Raw genomic sequence first — 16,859 nt, 5'->3', positions numbered from 1 at the left:
ATATAGCCTGAGCCGCCCATGATCTGGATCGCCAGATCGTTGGCGACGCAGCCATATTTGGCCGGCCAGGATTTGACCACCGGCGTCAGCAGGTCGAGCAGCAGCGCGGCGTCGCGCCGCGCCTGCGGCTCGGGATGGGTGTGCTGGTCCTCGAACAGCGAAGACGCATAAAGGCAGAGCGCCAGCGCCCCCTCGCTATAGGCCTTCTGTGCCAGCAGCATGCGGCGGATATCGGCGTGCTCGACCAGCAACGCCTGTGGCGACGATACATCCTTGTTCGACGGCAGCCGCCCCTGGGGCCTTTGCCGGGCGTAGTCGAGGGCCAGCTGATGCCCGCGGCTGGCGATGCAGGCCGCGTAAAGGCCGACCCCGATCCGCGCCTCGTTCATCATTTGGAACATCTGGGAGAGCCCTGTGCCCAGCTCACCCAGAAGATAGCCGACGGCCCCGTGCTTTTCGCCGAAAGACAGCACGGTCGACGTGGTGCCGCGCCAGCCCATCTTGTGCAACAGTCCGGCCAGCGCGACGTCGTTGCGCTCGCCCAGGCTTCCGTCCTCGTTGACCAGCACCTTCGGCACGAGAAACAGCGATATGCCCTTGGCCCCCGGCGGCCCGCCCTTGATCCGCGCCAGGACCATGTGGACGATGTTGCCGGTCAGGCTCTGGTCGCCGCCGGAGATGAACATCTTCTGGCCGAAGATGCGATAGGAGCCATCGGCCCGCGGCTCGGCCATTGTCCTGATGTCGGCAAGGGCGGAGCCTTGGCCGGGTTCGGTCAGCGCCATGGTTCCGGAGAAGCGGCCATCGCCCATGGGGGCGAGATAGCGGGCCTTCAGCGCGTCGCTGCCGAAACTGCGCAACAGGTTGGCGGCGCCCATGGTCAGAAACGTATAGCCGCTGCTGCCCGCATTGGCGGCCTGAAACCACGCCATCGCCACCCGCAGAACCACCTCCGGCATCTGCAGCCCGCCTTCGTCGGCATCCCAATGCGCCGACAGGAAGCCGGCTTCGGCAAAAGCGTCCCAGGCCGCTTTGGTTTCCGGGATCATGTGGACCCGCCCGCCATCGAACCGAGGTTCGTTGGCGTCGCCCTTGGCGTTGTGGGGGGCGAAAACCTCCTCGGCCATCTGGCGCCCCGTTTCCAGCGTGGCGTCGAACACCTCGCGCGAGCAGTCGGCGTAGCGCGGCCGCGCCAGCAGCGCCTCGGCGTCGAGGAATTCGTAAAGCAGGAACTGGAGATCCCGTTCGTTGAGCAGGGCCGGCATCAGGCGACCTCGAACAGCCCGGCCGCCCCCTGGCCGCCGCCGATGCACATGGTGACGACGACATATTTGACGCCGCGACGGCGGCCCTCGATCAGCGCGTGGCCCACCAGGCGCGCGCCCGAAACGCCATAGGGATGGCCGACGGCGATCGCCCCGCCATTGACGTTCAGGCGATCCATCGGAATGCCTAGGCGGTCCGCGCAATACAGCACCTGCACGGAGAAAGCCTCGTTGAGCTCCCAAAGGCCGATGTCCTCAACCGAAAGACCGGCCTTGCCGAGCAACTTCGGAATGGCGAAGACCGGCCCGATCCCCATCTCGTCGGGTTCGCACCCGGCCACCGCGAAGCCGCGGAAGATGCCCAGCGGCTTCAATCCCTTCTGCTCGGCGCGCCTGGCGTTCATCAACACCACCGCCGAGGAGCCGTCGGAGAATTGGCTGGCGTTGCCGGCGGTCACCAGGCCGCCGGGCGCTACCGGGCGAATCTTGGACACCGCCTCCAGGGTAGTGTCTGGACGAATGCCTTCGTCGGCGGCGATCGTCACCTCCCTGGTGACGATTTGGCCGCTCGCCTTGTCGACCGCGCCCATGGTGACGGTCATCGGCACGATTTCGTCGTCGAACTTGCCGGCGGCGGCGGCGGCCGACGCGTTGAGCTGGCTGCGCACCCCATACTCGTCCATGCGCTCCCTGGGGATGTTGTAGCGTTTGGCGACGGTCTCGGCGGTCTGCAGCATCGGCCAGTAAATGGCCGGCTTGCTGGCCGCCAGCGCCGGATCCACAAGCATGTGAACATTCATCTCGTTCTGGACGCAGGAGATGCTCTCGACGCCGCCGGCGACGAAGACATCCCCCTCGCCGGCGATGATCCGCTGGGCGGTCATGGCGATGGTCTGCAAGCCCGAAGAGCAGAAGCGGTTCACCGTGGCGCCGGGCACGGTCACCGGCAGGCCGGCGGCCAAGGCCACTTGACGAGCGATGTTGGAGCCGCAGGCGCCCTCGGTCAAGGCGCAACCCATCAGCACGTCCTCGACCTCGGCCGGGTCGATCCCGGCGCGGGCGACGGCGTGCTTGACGGAGTGCGCACCCAGGGTCGCCCCATGGGTCATGTTGAAGGATCCCTTCCAGGACTTGGCCAATCCGGTGCGGGCGGTGGATACGATAACAGCGTCGGTCATGATGGTCTCCGGAAACTTGTCTGGTGGCGGCTCAGGTCAGGGACTTGCCTTCGGCAACCCTCTGGGCGATCAGCGGGGCCGGGGTCCAGAAGTTGTCTCCGGAGTTGGCGGCGAACTCCTTCATCCGCCGGGCCACCTTGTAGAGGCCAACCTCGTCGGCATAGAGCATCGGGCCGCCGCGATGCGCCGGAAACCCGTAGCCGCTCAGGTAGACGATATCGATATCCGAGGCCCGCTGGGCGATGCCTTCCTCCAGGAGGCGGGCTCCCTCGTTGACCAAAGCATAGATGCAGCGTTCGACGATCTCGGCATCGGAGATCTTGCGGGGCGTGACCCCATTTTCTTTCCGGTAAGCCGCAAGCATCTCCTCGATTTCGGGATCGGGAATGGCGTTGCGGTTCCCCGGCAGGTAGAGATACCAGCCCCTCCCGGTCTTCTGGCCGAAGCGGCCCAGTTCGCACAGTCGATCGGCGCACTTGCCGTAACGGATATGCGGCATTTCCACGTAGCGGCGCTTGCGGATGGCCCAGGCGATGTCGTTTCCGGCAAGGTCGAACATGCGGAACGGCCCCATGGCCATGCCCCATTTCTCCAGCGCCTTGTCCACCTGCCACGGGGTGGCGCCCTCTTCCACCAGCAGCGCCGCCATGCGGCCGTAGTGCTCGATCATGCGGTTGCCGATGAAGCCGTCACAGACGCCGGCGACCACGGCGGTCTTCCTGATCTTCCTGGCCAGCTGCATCACCGTGGCCAGCACGTCCTTGGCCGTCGCCGCGCCGCGCACCACTTCCAGCAGCTTCATGACATTGGCCGGACTGAAGAAGTGCAATCCCACCACGTCCGTCGGCCGCTTGGTGAAGCTGGCGATGGCGTTGACATCCAGGGTCGAGGTGTTGGAGGCCAGGATGGCGCCGGGCTTGGCGACCTTGTCCAGTTCCTTGAACACGGCTTCCTTGACGGAGAGGTCCTCGTAGACCGCCTCGATGATCAGGTCGCAGTCGCCGAGATCGGCGTAGGACAGGGAGCCCTTCAGCAGGCCGAGGCAGGCGCTCGTCTTGTCCTGGGACAGCCGCCCCTTCTTCACCGCGCCCTCATAATTGGCGCGGATGGCGCCAAAGCCCTTGTCGAGCGCCTCCTGCTTCATCTCCAGCACGATGACCGGGATGCCGGCGCTCAGGAAATTCATGGCGATGCCGCCGCCCATGGTCCCCGCGCCGATGACGCCAACCTTGGCGACCTTGCGGATCGGGGTGTCGTCCGGCACGTCGGGGATCTTCGAGGCGGCGCGCTCGCCGAAGAAGGCGTGCCGCAGGGCGCGCGATTCCGGCGAACCCATCAGGCTCATGAACAGCGAGCGCTCGACGGCGATTCCCTGGTCGAACGGTTTACCGACGGCGGCCGCCACCGCCTCGACGCATTTGAGCGGGGCCGGCAGCGGGCCGGCGACGGCCCGAACGGTATTGCGGGCGAACTGGAAGTAGGCTTCTCGCTGGGGATGGTCGACCTTAATGTCGCGCACCAGCTTCAGCGGCCGCTTCTCGGCCACCACCTTTTCAGCGAAAGCCAGGGCCGCGTCGAGGAGATCGCCTTCGACGAATTCGTCGAACAGCGCCGTCCCCTTGAAGCGCTCGGCCGGCGCCGGCTGGCCGCTGGCGATGAGGTTGAGCGCTGCCTCGACGCCGATGGCCCGCGGCAGGCGCTGGGTGCCGCCGGCGCCCGGCAGCAGGCCGAGCTTCACTTCCGGCAGAGCGATCGAGGCGTCCGGCTTGGCGATCCGAAAATGCGCTCCCAGCGCCAGTTCCAGACCGCCTCCTACGCACACGCCGCCTATGGCCGCGATGACCGGCTTGGTCGATTTCTCGACGGTGTCGATGACCGTCCACAAGCTGGGTTCGGCTATGGTCTTGGGCGTCCCGAATTCCCCAATGTCCGCGCCGCCCGAAAACAGGCGATCGGAACCGATGATGACGACGGCCTTGACGGCGGCGTCGGCGGCGGCCCGGTCCAGGCCGGCGACAATGCCCTGGCGCACCGCGTGATTCATGCCGTTGACCGGCGGGTTGTTCAGGGTGATGACGGCGACGGCGCCGCGCGTTGCATATACGGTGCTGGTCATGGGTGTCCTTGTTTCCGGGCCTGGCGCGCCAGAGCCTTTTCCGCTCCGATTGAATCGGAGCGGGGCTCTGGTTCTTTGTTTTTACGCGTATTCGCTAGCGCGGACCTTTGGGTCTTCACGCGAACGGGGTTCCACTTCGCTTGAAAACGCTCTAGATCGTCAATCCGCCGTCCACGACGATGCATTCGCCGTTGGTGTAGCTGGCGGCATCCGACACCAGGTACAGGACGGTTCCGGCCATTTCGCGCGGCTCGGCGTGACGCCGCAGCGGAATCTGCTTGATCGCGTAGTCGTAGGCGTCCTTGTCGTCGAACAGGGCGCCGGCGAACTTGGTCTTGGTCAGCCCCGGGAGCAGGGCGTTGACCCGAATCCCCAGGGGACCGCATTCCTTTGCGAAGGCTTTGGTCATGTTGATGACCGCGGCCTTGGTGATCGAGTAGATGCCCTGCCTGTCGCCCGGCTGCAGGCCGTTGACCGAGGCGACGTTGACGATCGCCCCGCCGCCCTGCCGTTTCATCATCTTGCCGGCCGCCACCGACATGAAAAAATAGCCGCGGATATTGACCTCGACGGTTTTGTCGTAGGCGGCGAGGTCGGTGTCCAGGATATGGCCGTAGTAGGGATTGGCCGCCGCATTGTTGACCAGAATGTCCAGGCGGCCATAGGTCTTTTCGATATGGTCGAAAGCGGCCGAAATGTCCTCCATCCTGCCCACGTGGCAGGCCAGCGCGTCGGCCTTGCCGCCGGTCGCGCGGATCTCGTCGGCGACAATCTTGCAGTCGTCCAGCTTGCGGCTGGAGACGATGACATGCGCCCCCTGCTCCGCCAGTAGTTCGGCAATCGCCCGGCCGATGCCGCGGCTCGCCCCGGTCACCAAGGCGACCTTTCCACTCAGATCGAATAAGGCCCTACCCATTCCGCCCCTCCTGGCCGCGCCGTTCGACAACGGGCTTCTTTTTGCGCCGAGCCGCCCCGACCGGGATCGAAAACGGGCATTGAATCTTTCGAGCGCTCGTTTTATAAAAAACGCCAGCGCATTGTCAAGGCGGTATTTCTCAGCACGATGAGCGCCACGCCGATCGGACAAACCAGCCTTTAGGAGGGGCCTATGCATTTCGAATATCCGCCGAAGGCGAAAGAGCTGCAGTCGCGCCTGCGCGAATTCATGGACCGCCATGTGGTTCCGGCCAACAAGATCTGGCTAAGGGAGGTCGAGGCCGGTTCGGCCGCCCCTCGGGTGGTCGAGGATCTGAAGGCGCTGGCCAGGTCCGAGGGGCTATGGAACCTGTTCCTGCCGGATCTTCACGAGGACGAACCGGGCACGCGCCTGACCAACCTGGAATACGCGCCGCTGGCCGAAATCATGGGGCGCATCCAGTGGGCGTCGGAGGTGTTCAACTGCTCGGCGCCGGACACCGGCAACATGGAGCTTCTCCATATGTTCGGTTCGCCGGAACAACGGAAACAATGGCTAAAGCCATTGCTGGATGGCGAAATTCGCTCGTGCTTCGCCATGACCGAGCCGGACGTGGCTTCGTCCGACGCCACCAATATCGCCACCGTGATTGCCCGCGACGGCGACGACTACGTCATCAACGGCCGCAAATGGTTCATCACTGGCGCGGCGCACCCCCGTTGCAAGGTCGCCGTTGTCATGGGCGTCACCAATCCCGATGCCGAAGCGCACCGGCGCCAAAGCATGGTCCTGGCGCCGATGGATACCCCCGGCGTCGAGGTGGTGCGCAACATCAGCGTCATGAATCACCACTCCCCGGAAGGCCATTGCGAGGTGCTTTTCCGCAACGCGCGGACGCCGCGTTCGAACCTGTTGTCCGAGGAAGGGTCGGGCTTCGCCCTTGCGCAGGCGCGCCTGGGGCCAGGCCGCATCCACCATTGCATGCGGTCGATCGGCCAGAGCGAGCTGGCCTTCGAACTGATGTGCGAGCGGGCCCAGGAGCGGCGGGCGTTCGGGAAGCATCTCCACGATCACGGAGTCGTCACCGAGTGGATCGCCCGTTCGCGGTGCGAGATCGAGCAGGCAAGGCTGCTGGTGCTGAAGACCGCCTGGCTGATCGACACTTATGGCGCCAAGGCCGCCCGTCACGAAATCTCGATGATCAAGGCTGTCGTGCCCACGGTGCACACCAATGTGCTGAACCGCGCCATACAGACCTTCGGCGCCATGGGGCTGTCGCCCGACACGCCGCTCGCGAACCTGTGGACCTTGGGGCGCGCCTTGCACATCGCCGACGGACCGGACGAAGTCCATTTGCGCGCCATCGGCCGCCAGGAGATCCGCAAGAGCAGGGAAACCCTGGGCGCCGGCGCCGCCTACATGACCCTCCCCTAAGCAGGATTTCCGAAAGTGGACATCGGTTTTCAGACAAAAATCCTGCTCGAACAAGAGACTCCAGGCGGCGCGACACGATGACGTCCATCCTTTTGATCCGGCATGGCCAGGCTTCGTTCGGCACCGCCGACTACGATCGTCTGAGCGAGACGGGAATACGGCAGGCTTGCCTGCTCGGCGAGCAACTGTCCCGCGAAGGCCGCCCCCTCGCCGCGGCCTTTTCCGGCACACTCAGGCGTCAGGTCGACACCGCCCTCCACACCTTGCAGAGGTTGGATGTCCCGAAAGCCCATGTCGCCAGCGACCACTTCGACGAATACCCACTCGTCGATTTATTCAACGCCTATCTTCCGGTGGTGGCCGCCTCGAACGCCAGGATCGCGGCTGCGTGTGCTGACTTGCACGCCGACCGGCGCCTCTACATGGAGGCATTGGCGGCGGTCGTCGGGCTTTGGCAAAGCGGCCACGAAGCGCCCGGGGTCGAGACCTGGGCCGGGTTTCGGCGCCGCGTCTTCGGGGGGTTGGAAGGGCGCCTGGCCGGACGCGGCAAAGCCGACCTGTTGGCCATTTTCACCTCGGGCGGAGTCATTGGGACCGCGGTCAGCGAAATCCTCGGCCTCCCGCCCGAATATGCCTTTTCGCTGAACTGGCGAATCTTCAACGCCTCCATCACCGAGATCCATTACGGGCGGTCGGGGTTCGCCCTCGCCACCTTCAATTCCGTCGCCCATTTGCGCGCGAAAGGGGACAATGAACTCGTCACCTATTGGTAGTTCAATGCAGGCCCGCGACTCTGCAACCCTGGGCGGCGTAGGCGATGCTCAGGGCGCCGACTTCCTGGGCATTCGCCGCGGCGGCATTGCCCTGGGCGGCCCGCGCGGCGATCCCTTCCAGGATCAGAGCCAGGCGGAACAGCGAGAAGGCGACATGAAAGGGACGAAGACCGTCGGCGCGGCCGGTGCGCCGACAATAGGCGGCGGCATAATCATCGAGGGACGGAATTCCCAGCGCCTCAAGGTCCAGCCCAAGGATGCCGTCGTATTCGCTGGGTGACGAAACCCAGACCATGCTGTTGTAGCCCAGGTCGGCCAGGGGATGGCCGAGGGTGGACAGCTCCCAGTCGAGGACGGCGATCACCCTCGGCTCGGTGGGGTGAAACATCAGATTGCCGAGGCGGTAGTCGCCGTGAACGATGGTGGTTTCGTCCCCCGGTGGAATATTGTCCGGCAGCCAGAGGGCCAGCCGTTCGATATCGGGCAGGTCGCGGGTTTTCGACGTCTGGTACTGGCGGACCCAACGGGTCACCTGGCGCGAAAAATAATTGCCCGGCTTGCCGTAATCGGCCAGGCCCAGGGCCTGCCAATCGGCCCTGTGGAGCCGCGTCAGCGTCTCGTTCATCGAGTCGTAGATGGCCGCCCGCTCGGCCGGCGTGCAGTCCGGCAGAGCGGACTGATGAAAAACGCGGCCGGTCAGGCGCTCCATGACGTAGAAGGGTGTGCCGACGACGCGCCTGTCGTCGCAGAACAGCAACGTCTTCGGTGTCGGCACGTCGGTCGCGGCCAGCGCCGCCTGAATGCGGTATTCGCGATCTATCGCATGGGCCGAGGGAAGAAGCTCCCCTGGCGGCTGCTTGCGCAGGACGAAATCGCCGCCCTCGGCGAAGGTGACAAAATAGGTGGGATTGGACTGTCCGCCGCTAATGGCGGAAAGACGCATGTCTCCGCCGGTCCCCGGCAAGCACGGGCGAAGGTAGTCCTTGAGCCTGTCGATGTCGAAAGGCAATGAGACCGGGGGTATTTCCCCCATCAGATCCGTCACTGTTGGCTCCTGCATAAAAAATCGAGCGCTCGTTATTTATAGAGGGGCGCACATGATCGCGCAACAGCCTTCTCCCATTGGCGACCCTTGGCCAACGACAGGAAACGATCGACCGGGAACTATCGACAAGGGGAGGGCGACACCCCGTCCGCGTCAGGCCAGACCGAACTGGCGGATCGTACGATCGCCGCCTCGATGAAAGAGGTCAGGAAGTCGGCGTAATCGTCGGGGGTGATCTTGCGCCGGCGATGTTTCCAGCGCTTGATATACCAATCTTGCAGCATCGGTTTGATCAGCGCGGAAGTCATTTGAACATCATTTATTTTGAAGACTCCCTTCCGTTTCCCTTCGGCAAGCGCATCGAAAAACAGGGATTCCGCCACCATTTCGCTCTCCAAGATGAATTTGCGGGCCCGCTCGTCGAAGGCTCTCACCTCCATGAAGGAGAAGATGAACCAGGAGTGCATCGCTTCCGTCAGGTAGATGTGCGTGCGGATCAGCCAACGAAGCCGTTGCGCCGGGTCACCCGCCAGGTCCGGAGGAACCTGAAGCACGCGCAGGACGACGGCCTGGACCTCCAGCAGGATCATCATCAGCAAGGTTTCCTTGCTGTCGAAATAGGCATACAGCGCCCCCATGCTGAGGTCGGCTTCCTTGGCCAAGTCGCGGAGCGACATGGCGCGGAAACCCCTCTCATTGGAAATCGACAGAGCGGCTGGGATGATGCGAGCCAGTTTGGCTACGGCCACATGCCGCTTCTTGACGTTGATGGTGTCCTGGTGGCGATCGAAAATCTCGCCACACAATGCTGGCGTCGATAGGTCGTTTTGAGAAAGGAATGCTTTCAGGCTGGCCATGGCGTCTCCTTGATCATAAGGAACTACCAAGAAAACCCGCTTGCAGGCCACTGGAAATTGAAACGGAATCCGTTTGCGTCCGACGTGCCGGTCGAGGCGCTCCATGCCATGCCACGCCGCGCATCGAGATATTCCGCTGGCGCGTTTAGCAGCTGGTTGGCGAAGGCGGCGTCGCCCTCGTCACCGTGGCTCCCGGCAAAGGCAAGTCGGTCACCTTGCGCATTCTCGCCGCGCGGCTCTCGCAGCAGCGCGCCGTCAAGATAGGCTTGTTGCAGCTGGCTCCAGGCCAATCTCGCCGACTTCTACCGCGAGATGGGCGACCTGTTCGGCGTCGAGCCCGCCGGGCGCCTCGCCGATCGCGCCGAGAAACAGCGCTGGCCACGCCATCACATCACCAAAGGTGAGGTCTGGCGGAGAGACAACAGCGACCCGCGATCACGCGCCACGCGATCCCGTCATTTTTTTGGTAAGGACAAACCCAACATTGCGTCTAACATAGCCATCACTTCGGCAGTGATAGCCGCACTAGTAAGCCTCTCTTTACTGGTAACCGCTTCATGCATCTCGCGGAGAGTAACAATTCCATATATCATCGCGAATATTATGTCTCCCAATCGATCGGCCGGTATACTCGTCAGTATGTCAGCTGACGTCGTCTCGATAAGCTTCGTAATTTGCTGTCTAGCTTCTCTTCGGTCCGCAATAACCGCTTTCCCTATCTCGAGCGCATATGCGGAGTCGGAGGCGTGGAGGCTTTGATTGATGAGCGCCATCTCAACTGAACCGCTCGAAAAAAGGTCAACGATGGCGCCAACAAATTGCTTCAGTTGCGCCTTTGCCCCTCCCCTTGTCTTCAACGATCTCGATGCAGCCTCACCCACCGCATCCAAAGCATCGCCCATTACTGCTCGGTAAAGCTGATCCTTCGTAGCGAAGTAATAGTACAGGCTTGATACGTGGAGCCCTGACGCCCTTGCGATCTGTCTCATAGAAGTGCCGCTGAGACCCTGACTTGCAAATAGTGCGGCGGCCGCCCTCCTTATGCTAGCATGAGCGGTGTCATTGCTAGCCCGCTCCCCAACACCCGATTGTGTGCGAATCTCAGTCACGCTGATCATAACCATTCTAAGAAGGTCGATCATGTTGCGCGGTATAGCGCGACAATCTCGATGAAATGCGCGCGACAATCTGGATGAGAGTCTTTTTGTCGCGGCGGCGCCGATATTCGCTGCGTTGATTGACGCACGCAAGAGGTTTTCGACGTTTATTGTAGCGGAGCGTCAATCTGCGAGATCGGCGTCGGCGAGATCGGCGAGTGTCGCTTGGGCGGCCGGACGTCCCGCCGAAGGGCTGGTTGGCGGTGATGTGCATGGGTCGCCTCTCGTAACGGGCGCTGATCAGTTCGAACAGCACGCTGGTTTCGGCCTGGTCCTTGGTGACGTAGGCCATATCGTCGAGAATGCGCAGGTCGAAGCGGTCGATCGCGGCTTCGAGCCCGAGCTCGCGCCAGGCGATTTGCAGCTTCTGCGCTTTAAGCTCCAGATATTGATGAAATGCAAGAAAAACGATATTTCGTACGAATCTTGTTTGTGCGATAGTGATTTTTATGAGTGGTGATGTTCCCAGCGCTAGCAAGACCGAGCAGACCTTTTGGGCTGTGCGAGAGGCGCTCCTTAGTTGTGAGCTTCGCCCGGGTGATCGCCTGAAGTGCAACGTTCTGGCGGCGCGTTACGGTGTGAGCCCAAGCGCAATCCGTGAGGCGCTCTCGCGTTTAAGCTCCGAAGGGCTCGTGGTTGCGACTCCGCAAAGAGGATTCCGCGCAGCCCCGATTTCGCCGGATTCGCTACTGGATGTCACCGAAGCCCGGATGGAGATCGAGGTGCTCTGCCTGGCACGGTCATTGCGTTGTGGCGGACTCCAATGGGAAAGCCGTTTGATTGCGGCTGCTCACGTCTTGCGCGGGACAGGGCGTCATCTTGGAGACAAGTACGGCTGGCGCGATGCGCACTCGAAGTTCCACGAAGCTCTGGTCGCTGCTTGCGACAATGAAACCTTGCTTCAGATTCGCCGCAACCTGTTCGAGCAAACTGAACGTTACCGCCGAATGTCCGTTCTCGGCCATGGGAGCGATGGCCGGATCAAGAAGACCGACGCCGACCATCAACTCTTGTTGAATGCGGCGCTTGCCCGCGATGTGGATAAGGCGATTACGTTAATGCGTGATCATATTGGCGCCACGAGCCGCACAGTGCTGCAAATGATCGAGCAAGCTAAAGCCGACTCCGATGAGCGAGTTCTTAGTCCGAGCAGGCCATTGAAGCGGTCAGCCGCGAGACGGCCTTGAAGCTCGTCTCGTCGCCGTTGCGCCGAGACACTTGGTCGGGAGGACGCCGTCGCCCGGGACCTCTGCGGATCATTCGCCGCAGATCTGGTCGCCCTCGTCACGATCGTTCCAAATGAGGCCGAAGGCGCTGAGGCGTGCAGGCGCAATCCAGGGTCGCGATAAGGCTCCTTGCAGTCGTCCTGCAGTGCGCCCCTAATCCCCTTTCAGCTCGCGCCCCGCTCCGACCAGCTTGGGCGACTTCCGATCCTGCGGCTCGCGGTGTAGCCGTCATGACCGGGCGCGCAGCCGGTCCATGCAAAAGGTCAGGACGCCATGGCCGCCGCCGGAGACCTTTCCACTCCTGTCGCGAATGACGCTTGCCGCTCTCGAAGGCTTGGGGTGACCGCCGGGCCCTCATCGGCCGGCGGCGAAATCAGCCTGACGCGGGCTCGAACGATCCATATTCGCGGTTCAGGAAAAGCAGGGGGCGACGATCCGCATGGGCGTGCACCCCGACGACGATCCCCCGTACTTCCAGATGGTCGCCCGCGTCGATTGCCCCCTGGATCTCGCACTCGATCGCCGCCACGACATCGTCAAGCACCGGGTTGCCGCTCTCGGAAATCGTGTAGCCCACACCTTCGAACTTGTCCGGCGCGCGGCTCGAGAACCTGCGGCTCACATGCTCCTGACCGCTCGCCAGCACGTTGACGCAGAACCGCCCGATGGGGGCCATTGTCGCCCAACTCGAGGAGTGCTTGCCTATAAAGAACGCAATCAACGTCGGCTCGAGCGAAACCGAGGTGAAGGAGCCGACCGTCATGCCGTGAAGGCCGCCGGTATCGCTCTGCGCTGTAATCACGCAGACCCCGGTCGGGTAATGCGCCATGACACCGCGAAACCGCGCGGGATCGATCGCCTTGCGGTTGGTGGACGTAGCGTTGCAGAGTTGAATGTTCATGTGCAAATCTCCGAAAACATGTACAAATTTCCGAAAGAGCCGGGCGATGGTTCAGGCGATGCGCCCCATGCGTCCCGATTGAAAATCAGCTAACGCGCGGCCCAGATCGTCCTTGCTGTTCATCACGAAAGGACCATGGCGGATGATCGGCCGGTCGAGCGGATCGCCGCCGCACAGGATCAGCTCGGCCGCGTGCGCCACTTCCAAACGAAGCGTTCCTCCCTCGCCGCCAAGCCGAGCCATCGAACCGGCCGATATCCAGGGCTCGTCCGGGGCCACGCGCACCTCGCCGACCATGACGTAGAGCGCCAGTTCGCGGGCCGCGATTCCCGCGAGTTCGAACGTCGCCGGTTCTGCGACCGTAATGTGCAACAGCACCGGGCCGCCGAAACTGACGATCGGCCCGCGCCGGCCTTGGACCTCGCCTGAAATCAACCTCACCGACGTTGGCCCTTGTTGCAATTGCGGCACGTCGGCATGGGTGAAGTGGCGGTACGCTGGCGCGTCGTGCTTGCGCGACGCAGGCATGTTCAGCCACAGCTGAACGCCATGGATCCGTCCGCCCCGATCCTTCAGCGCGGACGCCGGCTGCTCGTCGTGGACGACTCCCCGCCCAGCCCGCAGCCATTGCACCTCGCCCGGCGCCATTGTGCTGGCATTGCCCAGACTGTCCTTATGGATCATCCCGCCTTCAAGCAGCAGGGTGATGGTTTCAATCCCCGCATGGGGGTGAACCGAGGCCCCCCGCGCCGCGCCGGGCGCGAGATCGACGGGGCCGAAATGGTCGAGGAAGATGAAGGGCCCGACCGCGTCGAGTTTCGGCGCGGGAATGGCCCGCCGGACCTCGAACCCATCGCCTTCGAGGGTGCGCGAGGCGGCGAAGACATACTCGGCTCGCCAATGCCTATGCTGTCCGGACACGTCATTCCCCCCTTGGCGTCAGGCGATACGGCTGAACTGTCCGCCGAGGTCCACTCCGTTCGCCTCGTCGCGCAGGCGCAGCGTCAATGTGTCGCCGGGCTGGAGAAACGGGTCGACCTTCTTGCTCTCTGCGACCAGTTCGGCGCGGCGGATGGCGTCGTCGAACAGATTGGCGGCCATGATCCGCGCCAGCGTCGGAGATCCCTGCGCCAGCACACCGCCCGGCGTCCCGGTCAGCACGAGATCGCCCGGCTTGAGATCGAGCAGCGCTGCGATCTGGGTCAGCGTTTCGGGCGCCTTGTAGATCTGCTGGGCGCTGTTGGCCGACTGGCGGGTCGAGCCGCGATAATCGAGGGTTAAGCTGAGATCGCCCAGCACGCTCGCGGCTTCTTCCGGCTTCAGCAGGTAGAGCACGGGTCCGGCGGGGCAGAAGGTGCGATAGCTCTTGCCCTGGAACCACTGGAGGAACGAGGCGCCGAACATGACGTCGCGCGCGCTGACATCGTTGCACAATACAACCGCGCCGACGTAGTCGCCGACATCGGCCTCACTGACGAGGGTGCCCGCCGTCAAGGCCTTGCGCAGCACGATGCCGATTTCCGCTTCGTAGTCGAGCAGTTCCACGCCGTCGGGGCGGATGATGTCGTCATAGGGGCCATTCAGTGAGGAACTGGCTTTGGAGAAGAGCAGGTTGGCCTTGCGGGCGCCATGGCCCGATTCCGCCGCGTGATCGTTATAGTTCAGTCCCTGACAGATGATCGTGGCGTCACGGGTCACCGGGCTGGTAATGCCGCTTGCGGCCAGCGAGACGGTCGCGCCCGAACCGGGCAGATCGCCCTTGGCGTCATATTCCGCGAGCAGTGCGGCGGTGGTCGGCGCCGAGGACACAAGCGGTTCGACCGTGACTAGATCGTCGGGCCGCGTTGGTCCCGTGGAAACGAGCCGACCCCAGCGGGCCTCGCCGTCCACCTTGTAACGAACAACACTGATGGGCATTTTGCCTCTCCCCGGAATCCTTAATAGCGTCAGTCAAGGTTGCGTCAGTCGAGCCAGGGGCGCGGAGGCGCCAGCAGCGCATCGACCATTTCACGCACGACCGGCGGCGCCGCTTCCGGCAGCGGCCCGGCGGGACGCATCGAGGCGGGAAGATCGTCACCCCACGCCCAGAGGCCGGCGCGGTCGAAAGCGTGAAAACCGACCGGATAATCCGCCGTCATCACATCGCCGTCGGCATAATGTTCCCATTCATCGCCCGCCGGATCCTTCCAGTAGTCGAAGATCTGACTGCCGAGGATGTGCCGGCCGATCCCCCAGAAATGCCGCCAGCCCTGCGCGCGCAGATAGTTCTGGCCCTGCCCGACGGCATCGGTATCGATGGTTTCGGTGGAGATATGCAAGATCGCCGGCGTCGGCCCGAATGCGATCGCCAGCGCATGGTGATCGGCGGGCTTGTCGCCCCGGTTGAAGCGGAAAAAGCCGAGGCCGGTCACCCCGCTCGCGGTCTGGAGCAGATCGCTCGGGAGATAGCCGAAGTTGGTCATATACCAGCGCACGGTCTGCTCGAATAGCGGCGTCTGGATCACCAGATGGCCGAGCCCACGCACGGGCGAGGGTCCCAGCGGCGCGCGCACACCGTCGTTGACCCGCTTCTTCGCCCAGGGCGTGTTGCCATTATCGATCGCCGATCGCGGCACATGGGCCTTGGCCGGGGTGAAGCCATGGACCAGATCGACCCGGTAGCCGTTGGGATCGACGAGGCGCAGCACGCGGCCGCCGCCGGGTTTGCTATTGGCTGCCGGGGCGAGGCCATGTGCCGCGCCCAGCCGGTCGAGATCCCCGCTTTCGACCGCGACAAGGCCGAAACCGACGAAGGCGTCGCGTTCGGAGGGGATCAGTTCGACACAATAGGGCTGCTCACCGAAGCCCCGGAAGTAGACGTTGGGTCCACTGTGCTCGACTGCGGTAAACCCGAAGTCGTGCAGGAAGCGCGCCTGCGTCGCGACATCGCGCCTTTCCAGCACGACATAGGCCAGCGCGTCGGCGCGGGTGATCGGGGCGATGTCGGCGAAGGGGTTCACGGGTTGCGGCATGGTCAGGCTCCCCTTACGTGATCGATAATGGCCAGCGCATCGGCCGGCGCCGCGTTGCCGCGCCAGGCGACGTAATGATCGGGCCGGACCAGCACGAGATCGCGCTCGTAAATCTTGTGCGCGTTCGCGTCGCGCACATCGAGCAGCTTGAGTGGCACGCCGCGCTCCGCCGCCGCGGCAATGAAACCGTCGACATTGGCGTCGGTGAAGCGGACCAGCGTGAAGCCATGTCCGAACAGGTCGAAAATCGCCTCGCCGCTGTCGAGGAAGACATGCGGCGCGCGCACGCCCGGCCAGGTAGAGGGAATGAACCTGATACGATCCCACGCGGGCTCGTTGTCCTCGTGGCGGATGATCGGCGAGTTGCGGTAGCGCGCGCCCAGTTCGACGCCGAGGGATTCGTTTTCCGCATTGCCAAGTTCAATGATCAGCTTGCCCAGCTTTTCGCGCACAGCCGCGCCAGTTGGGCTGTCCTCATGGATCACCGGATCGTAGTTCTGCGCGATCTGCAGACGCACCGCCGTGTTCTCGCGCGAGGAATCAACCGAGAACTGCGCTATGGGGAGCCTTTCGGCTTCGATGGTCCCGAGCAGGCGCGGCCCGCCCCAGCCCTGCAACATGGCGGCGAATTTCCACGCCAGATCCGCCGATTCGGCGATACCGGTGTTCATGCCATAGCCGCCGGTGGGGATCAGTTGGTGCACCGAGTCGCCCGCCAGCCAGACACGGCCGCGCCCGCTGCCGTTGCTGACCACCAGATGCGGCGACCAGGCATTGGCCTGTAGCACTTCCAGCGGGAATTCGCGGCCCAGCGCGCGGTAGACGATTTGTTTGGGGTCGATCGCCGCCTCGTCGGTTCCCGGCGGCAGCATGACATGCAGCGTCCAGATCTCCTTGTCGTCCTGCGCGATCAGGGTCGCGCCGTCGGGGGTCTGATAGTGCCAGACAACGCCGAAGGTCTGCAGGAATTCCTTCGCCGG

16 protein-coding genes and 1 pseudogene are annotated in these 16,859 nt (G+C 63.6%); 3 read left to right on the top strand and 14 right to left on the bottom strand.

From position 1 onward, the window contains the following. From ACLP2E_RS14490 to ACLP2E_RS14475, 4 genes are all read right to left on the bottom strand, one after another. Positions 1-1,265, bottom strand: a 1,265-nt coding sequence (locus ACLP2E_RS14490) for an acyl-CoA dehydrogenase family protein (protein ID WP_442466335.1), incomplete at its 3' end; no start/stop codon positions are given. Then, positions 1,265-2,443, bottom strand: coding sequence for an acetyl-CoA C-acyltransferase (locus ACLP2E_RS14485; RefSeq protein WP_442464698.1), 1,179 nt, complete (start codon positions 2,441-2,443; stop codon positions 1,265-1,267). The genes ACLP2E_RS14490 and ACLP2E_RS14485, both read right to left, overlap by 1 nt. Before the next feature lie 31 nt (positions 2,444-2,474). Then, the gene (locus ACLP2E_RS14480; RefSeq protein WP_442466334.1) at positions 2,475-4,559 is read right to left on the bottom strand and encodes a 3-hydroxyacyl-CoA dehydrogenase NAD-binding domain-containing protein; all 2,085 of its coding nucleotides are present in this window, start codon (positions 4,557-4,559) and stop codon (positions 2,475-2,477) included. 151 nt (positions 4,560-4,710) lie between these two features. Continuing rightward, the gene (locus tag ACLP2E_RS14475; RefSeq protein WP_442464696.1) at positions 4,711-5,475 is read right to left on the bottom strand and encodes an SDR family oxidoreductase; all 765 of its coding nucleotides are present in this window, start codon (positions 5,473-5,475) and stop codon (positions 4,711-4,713) included. 192 nt (positions 5,476-5,667) lie between these two features. Here ACLP2E_RS14475 and ACLP2E_RS14470 point away from each other — a divergent pair, with 192 nt between their 5' ends. Both ACLP2E_RS14470 and ACLP2E_RS14465 read left to right on the top strand, forming a co-directional pair. Then, complete coding sequence (locus ACLP2E_RS14470) at positions 5,668-6,909, top strand: acyl-CoA dehydrogenase family protein (protein ID WP_442466333.1); 1,242 nt, start codon at positions 5,668-5,670, stop codon at positions 6,907-6,909. Positions 6,910-6,986: 77 nt separating this feature from the next. Further along, positions 6,987-7,682 (top strand): histidine phosphatase family protein, encoded by a 696-nt coding sequence (locus ACLP2E_RS14465; protein ID WP_442466332.1) that lies wholly within the window; start codon positions 6,987-6,989, stop codon positions 7,680-7,682. Position 7,683: 1 nt separating this feature from the next. On the opposite strand, the gene ACLP2E_RS14460 is transcribed toward ACLP2E_RS14465, so the two are convergent. The 5 genes and pseudogenes from ACLP2E_RS14460 to ACLP2E_RS14440 form a co-directional block, all read right to left on the bottom strand. Then, positions 7,684-8,727 (bottom strand): phosphotransferase family protein, encoded by a 1,044-nt coding sequence (locus ACLP2E_RS14460; RefSeq protein WP_442464693.1) that lies wholly within the window; start codon positions 8,725-8,727, stop codon positions 7,684-7,686. Between the two features lie 119 nt (positions 8,728-8,846). Continuing rightward, a complete protein-coding gene (locus ACLP2E_RS14455) occupies positions 8,847-9,584 on the bottom strand; it encodes a TetR/AcrR family transcriptional regulator (protein ID WP_442464692.1) in 738 nt (245 codons plus the stop codon). A 255-nt stretch (positions 9,585-9,839) separates the two neighbouring features. Continuing rightward, positions 9,840-9,971, bottom strand: coding sequence for a hypothetical protein (locus ACLP2E_RS14450; RefSeq protein WP_442464690.1), 132 nt, complete (start codon positions 9,969-9,971; stop codon positions 9,840-9,842). A 68-nt stretch (positions 9,972-10,039) separates the two neighbouring features. Then, positions 10,040-10,726, bottom strand: a complete 687-nt coding sequence (locus ACLP2E_RS14445; protein WP_442466331.1) for a TetR/AcrR family transcriptional regulator — start codon at positions 10,724-10,726, stop codon at positions 10,040-10,042. 199 nt (positions 10,727-10,925) lie between these two features. Further along, positions 10,926-11,111 (bottom strand): annotated as a pseudogene (locus ACLP2E_RS14440) (ATP-binding protein); the annotation flags it as partial. Positions 11,112-11,190: 79 nt separating this feature from the next. Here ACLP2E_RS14440 and ACLP2E_RS14435 point away from each other — a divergent pair. Next, positions 11,191-11,928, top strand: a complete 738-nt coding sequence (locus ACLP2E_RS14435; RefSeq protein WP_442464689.1) for a GntR family transcriptional regulator — start codon at positions 11,191-11,193, stop codon at positions 11,926-11,928. A gap of 412 nt (positions 11,929-12,340) precedes the next feature. Here the strand turns inward: ACLP2E_RS14435 and ACLP2E_RS14430 are convergent, their stop codons facing one another. From ACLP2E_RS14430 to ACLP2E_RS14410, 5 genes are all read right to left on the bottom strand, one after another. Then, on the bottom strand, positions 12,341-12,868 hold the full coding sequence (locus tag ACLP2E_RS14430) for a flavin reductase family protein (RefSeq protein ID WP_442464688.1): 528 nt from the start codon (positions 12,866-12,868) through the stop codon (positions 12,341-12,343). 51 nt (positions 12,869-12,919) lie between these two features. Then, on the bottom strand, positions 12,920-13,789 hold the full coding sequence (locus ACLP2E_RS14425) for a pirin family protein (protein WP_442466330.1): 870 nt from the start codon (positions 13,787-13,789) through the stop codon (positions 12,920-12,922). Positions 13,790-13,807: 18 nt separating this feature from the next. Further along, the gene (locus tag ACLP2E_RS14420) at positions 13,808-14,785 is read right to left on the bottom strand and encodes a fumarylacetoacetate hydrolase family protein (protein ID WP_442464686.1); all 978 of its coding nucleotides are present in this window, start codon (positions 14,783-14,785) and stop codon (positions 13,808-13,810) included. A 44-nt stretch (positions 14,786-14,829) separates the two neighbouring features. Beyond that, positions 14,830-15,879, bottom strand: a complete 1,050-nt coding sequence (locus ACLP2E_RS14415; protein WP_442464685.1) for a hypothetical protein — start codon at positions 15,877-15,879, stop codon at positions 14,830-14,832. A 2-nt stretch (positions 15,880-15,881) separates the two neighbouring features. After that, positions 15,882-16,859, bottom strand: a 978-nt coding sequence (locus tag ACLP2E_RS14410) for an FAD-dependent monooxygenase (protein ID WP_442466329.1), incomplete at its 5' end; no start/stop codon positions are given.

It is taken from the genome of Rhodoblastus sp. (assembly GCF_052145335.1).
In the GTDB taxonomy this organism is placed as follows: domain Bacteria; phylum Pseudomonadota; class Alphaproteobacteria; order Rhizobiales; family Beijerinckiaceae; genus Rhodoblastus.
This window is presented reverse-complemented; position numbering and strand designations above follow the sequence as displayed.

Coding starts and splice junctions, on each gene's coding strand:
- ACLP2E_RS14420 (WP_442464686.1), bottom strand. CDS start 14,785: ATGCCCATCAGTGTTGTTCGTTACAAGGTGGACGGCGAGGCCCGCTGG.
- ACLP2E_RS14465 (WP_442466332.1), top strand. CDS start 6,987: ATGACGTCCATCCTTTTGATCCGGCATGGCCAGGCTTCGTTCGGCACC.
- ACLP2E_RS14475 (WP_442464696.1), bottom strand. CDS start 5,475: ATGGGTAGGGCCTTATTCGATCTGAGTGGAAAGGTCGCCTTGGTGACC.
- ACLP2E_RS14435 (WP_442464689.1), top strand. CDS start 11,191: ATGAGTGGTGATGTTCCCAGCGCTAGCAAGACCGAGCAGACCTTTTGG.
- ACLP2E_RS14470 (WP_442466333.1), top strand. CDS start 5,668: ATGCATTTCGAATATCCGCCGAAGGCGAAAGAGCTGCAGTCGCGCCTG.
- ACLP2E_RS14450 (WP_442464690.1), bottom strand. CDS start 9,971: ATGGCGTGGCCAGCGCTGTTTCTCGGCGCGATCGGCGAGGCGCCCGGC.
- ACLP2E_RS14445 (WP_442466331.1), bottom strand. CDS start 10,726: ATGATCGACCTTCTTAGAATGGTTATGATCAGCGTGACTGAGATTCGC.
- ACLP2E_RS14455 (WP_442464692.1), bottom strand. CDS start 9,584: ATGGCCAGCCTGAAAGCATTCCTTTCTCAAAACGACCTATCGACGCCA.
- ACLP2E_RS14485 (WP_442464698.1), bottom strand. CDS start 2,443: ATGACCGACGCTGTTATCGTATCCACCGCCCGCACCGGATTGGCCAAG.
- ACLP2E_RS14415 (WP_442464685.1), bottom strand. CDS start 15,879: ATGCCGCAACCCGTGAACCCCTTCGCCGACATCGCCCCGATCACCCGC.
- ACLP2E_RS14430 (WP_442464688.1), bottom strand. CDS start 12,868: ATGAACATTCAACTCTGCAACGCTACGTCCACCAACCGCAAGGCGATC.
- ACLP2E_RS14480 (WP_442466334.1), bottom strand. CDS start 4,559: ATGACCAGCACCGTATATGCAACGCGCGGCGCCGTCGCCGTCATCACC.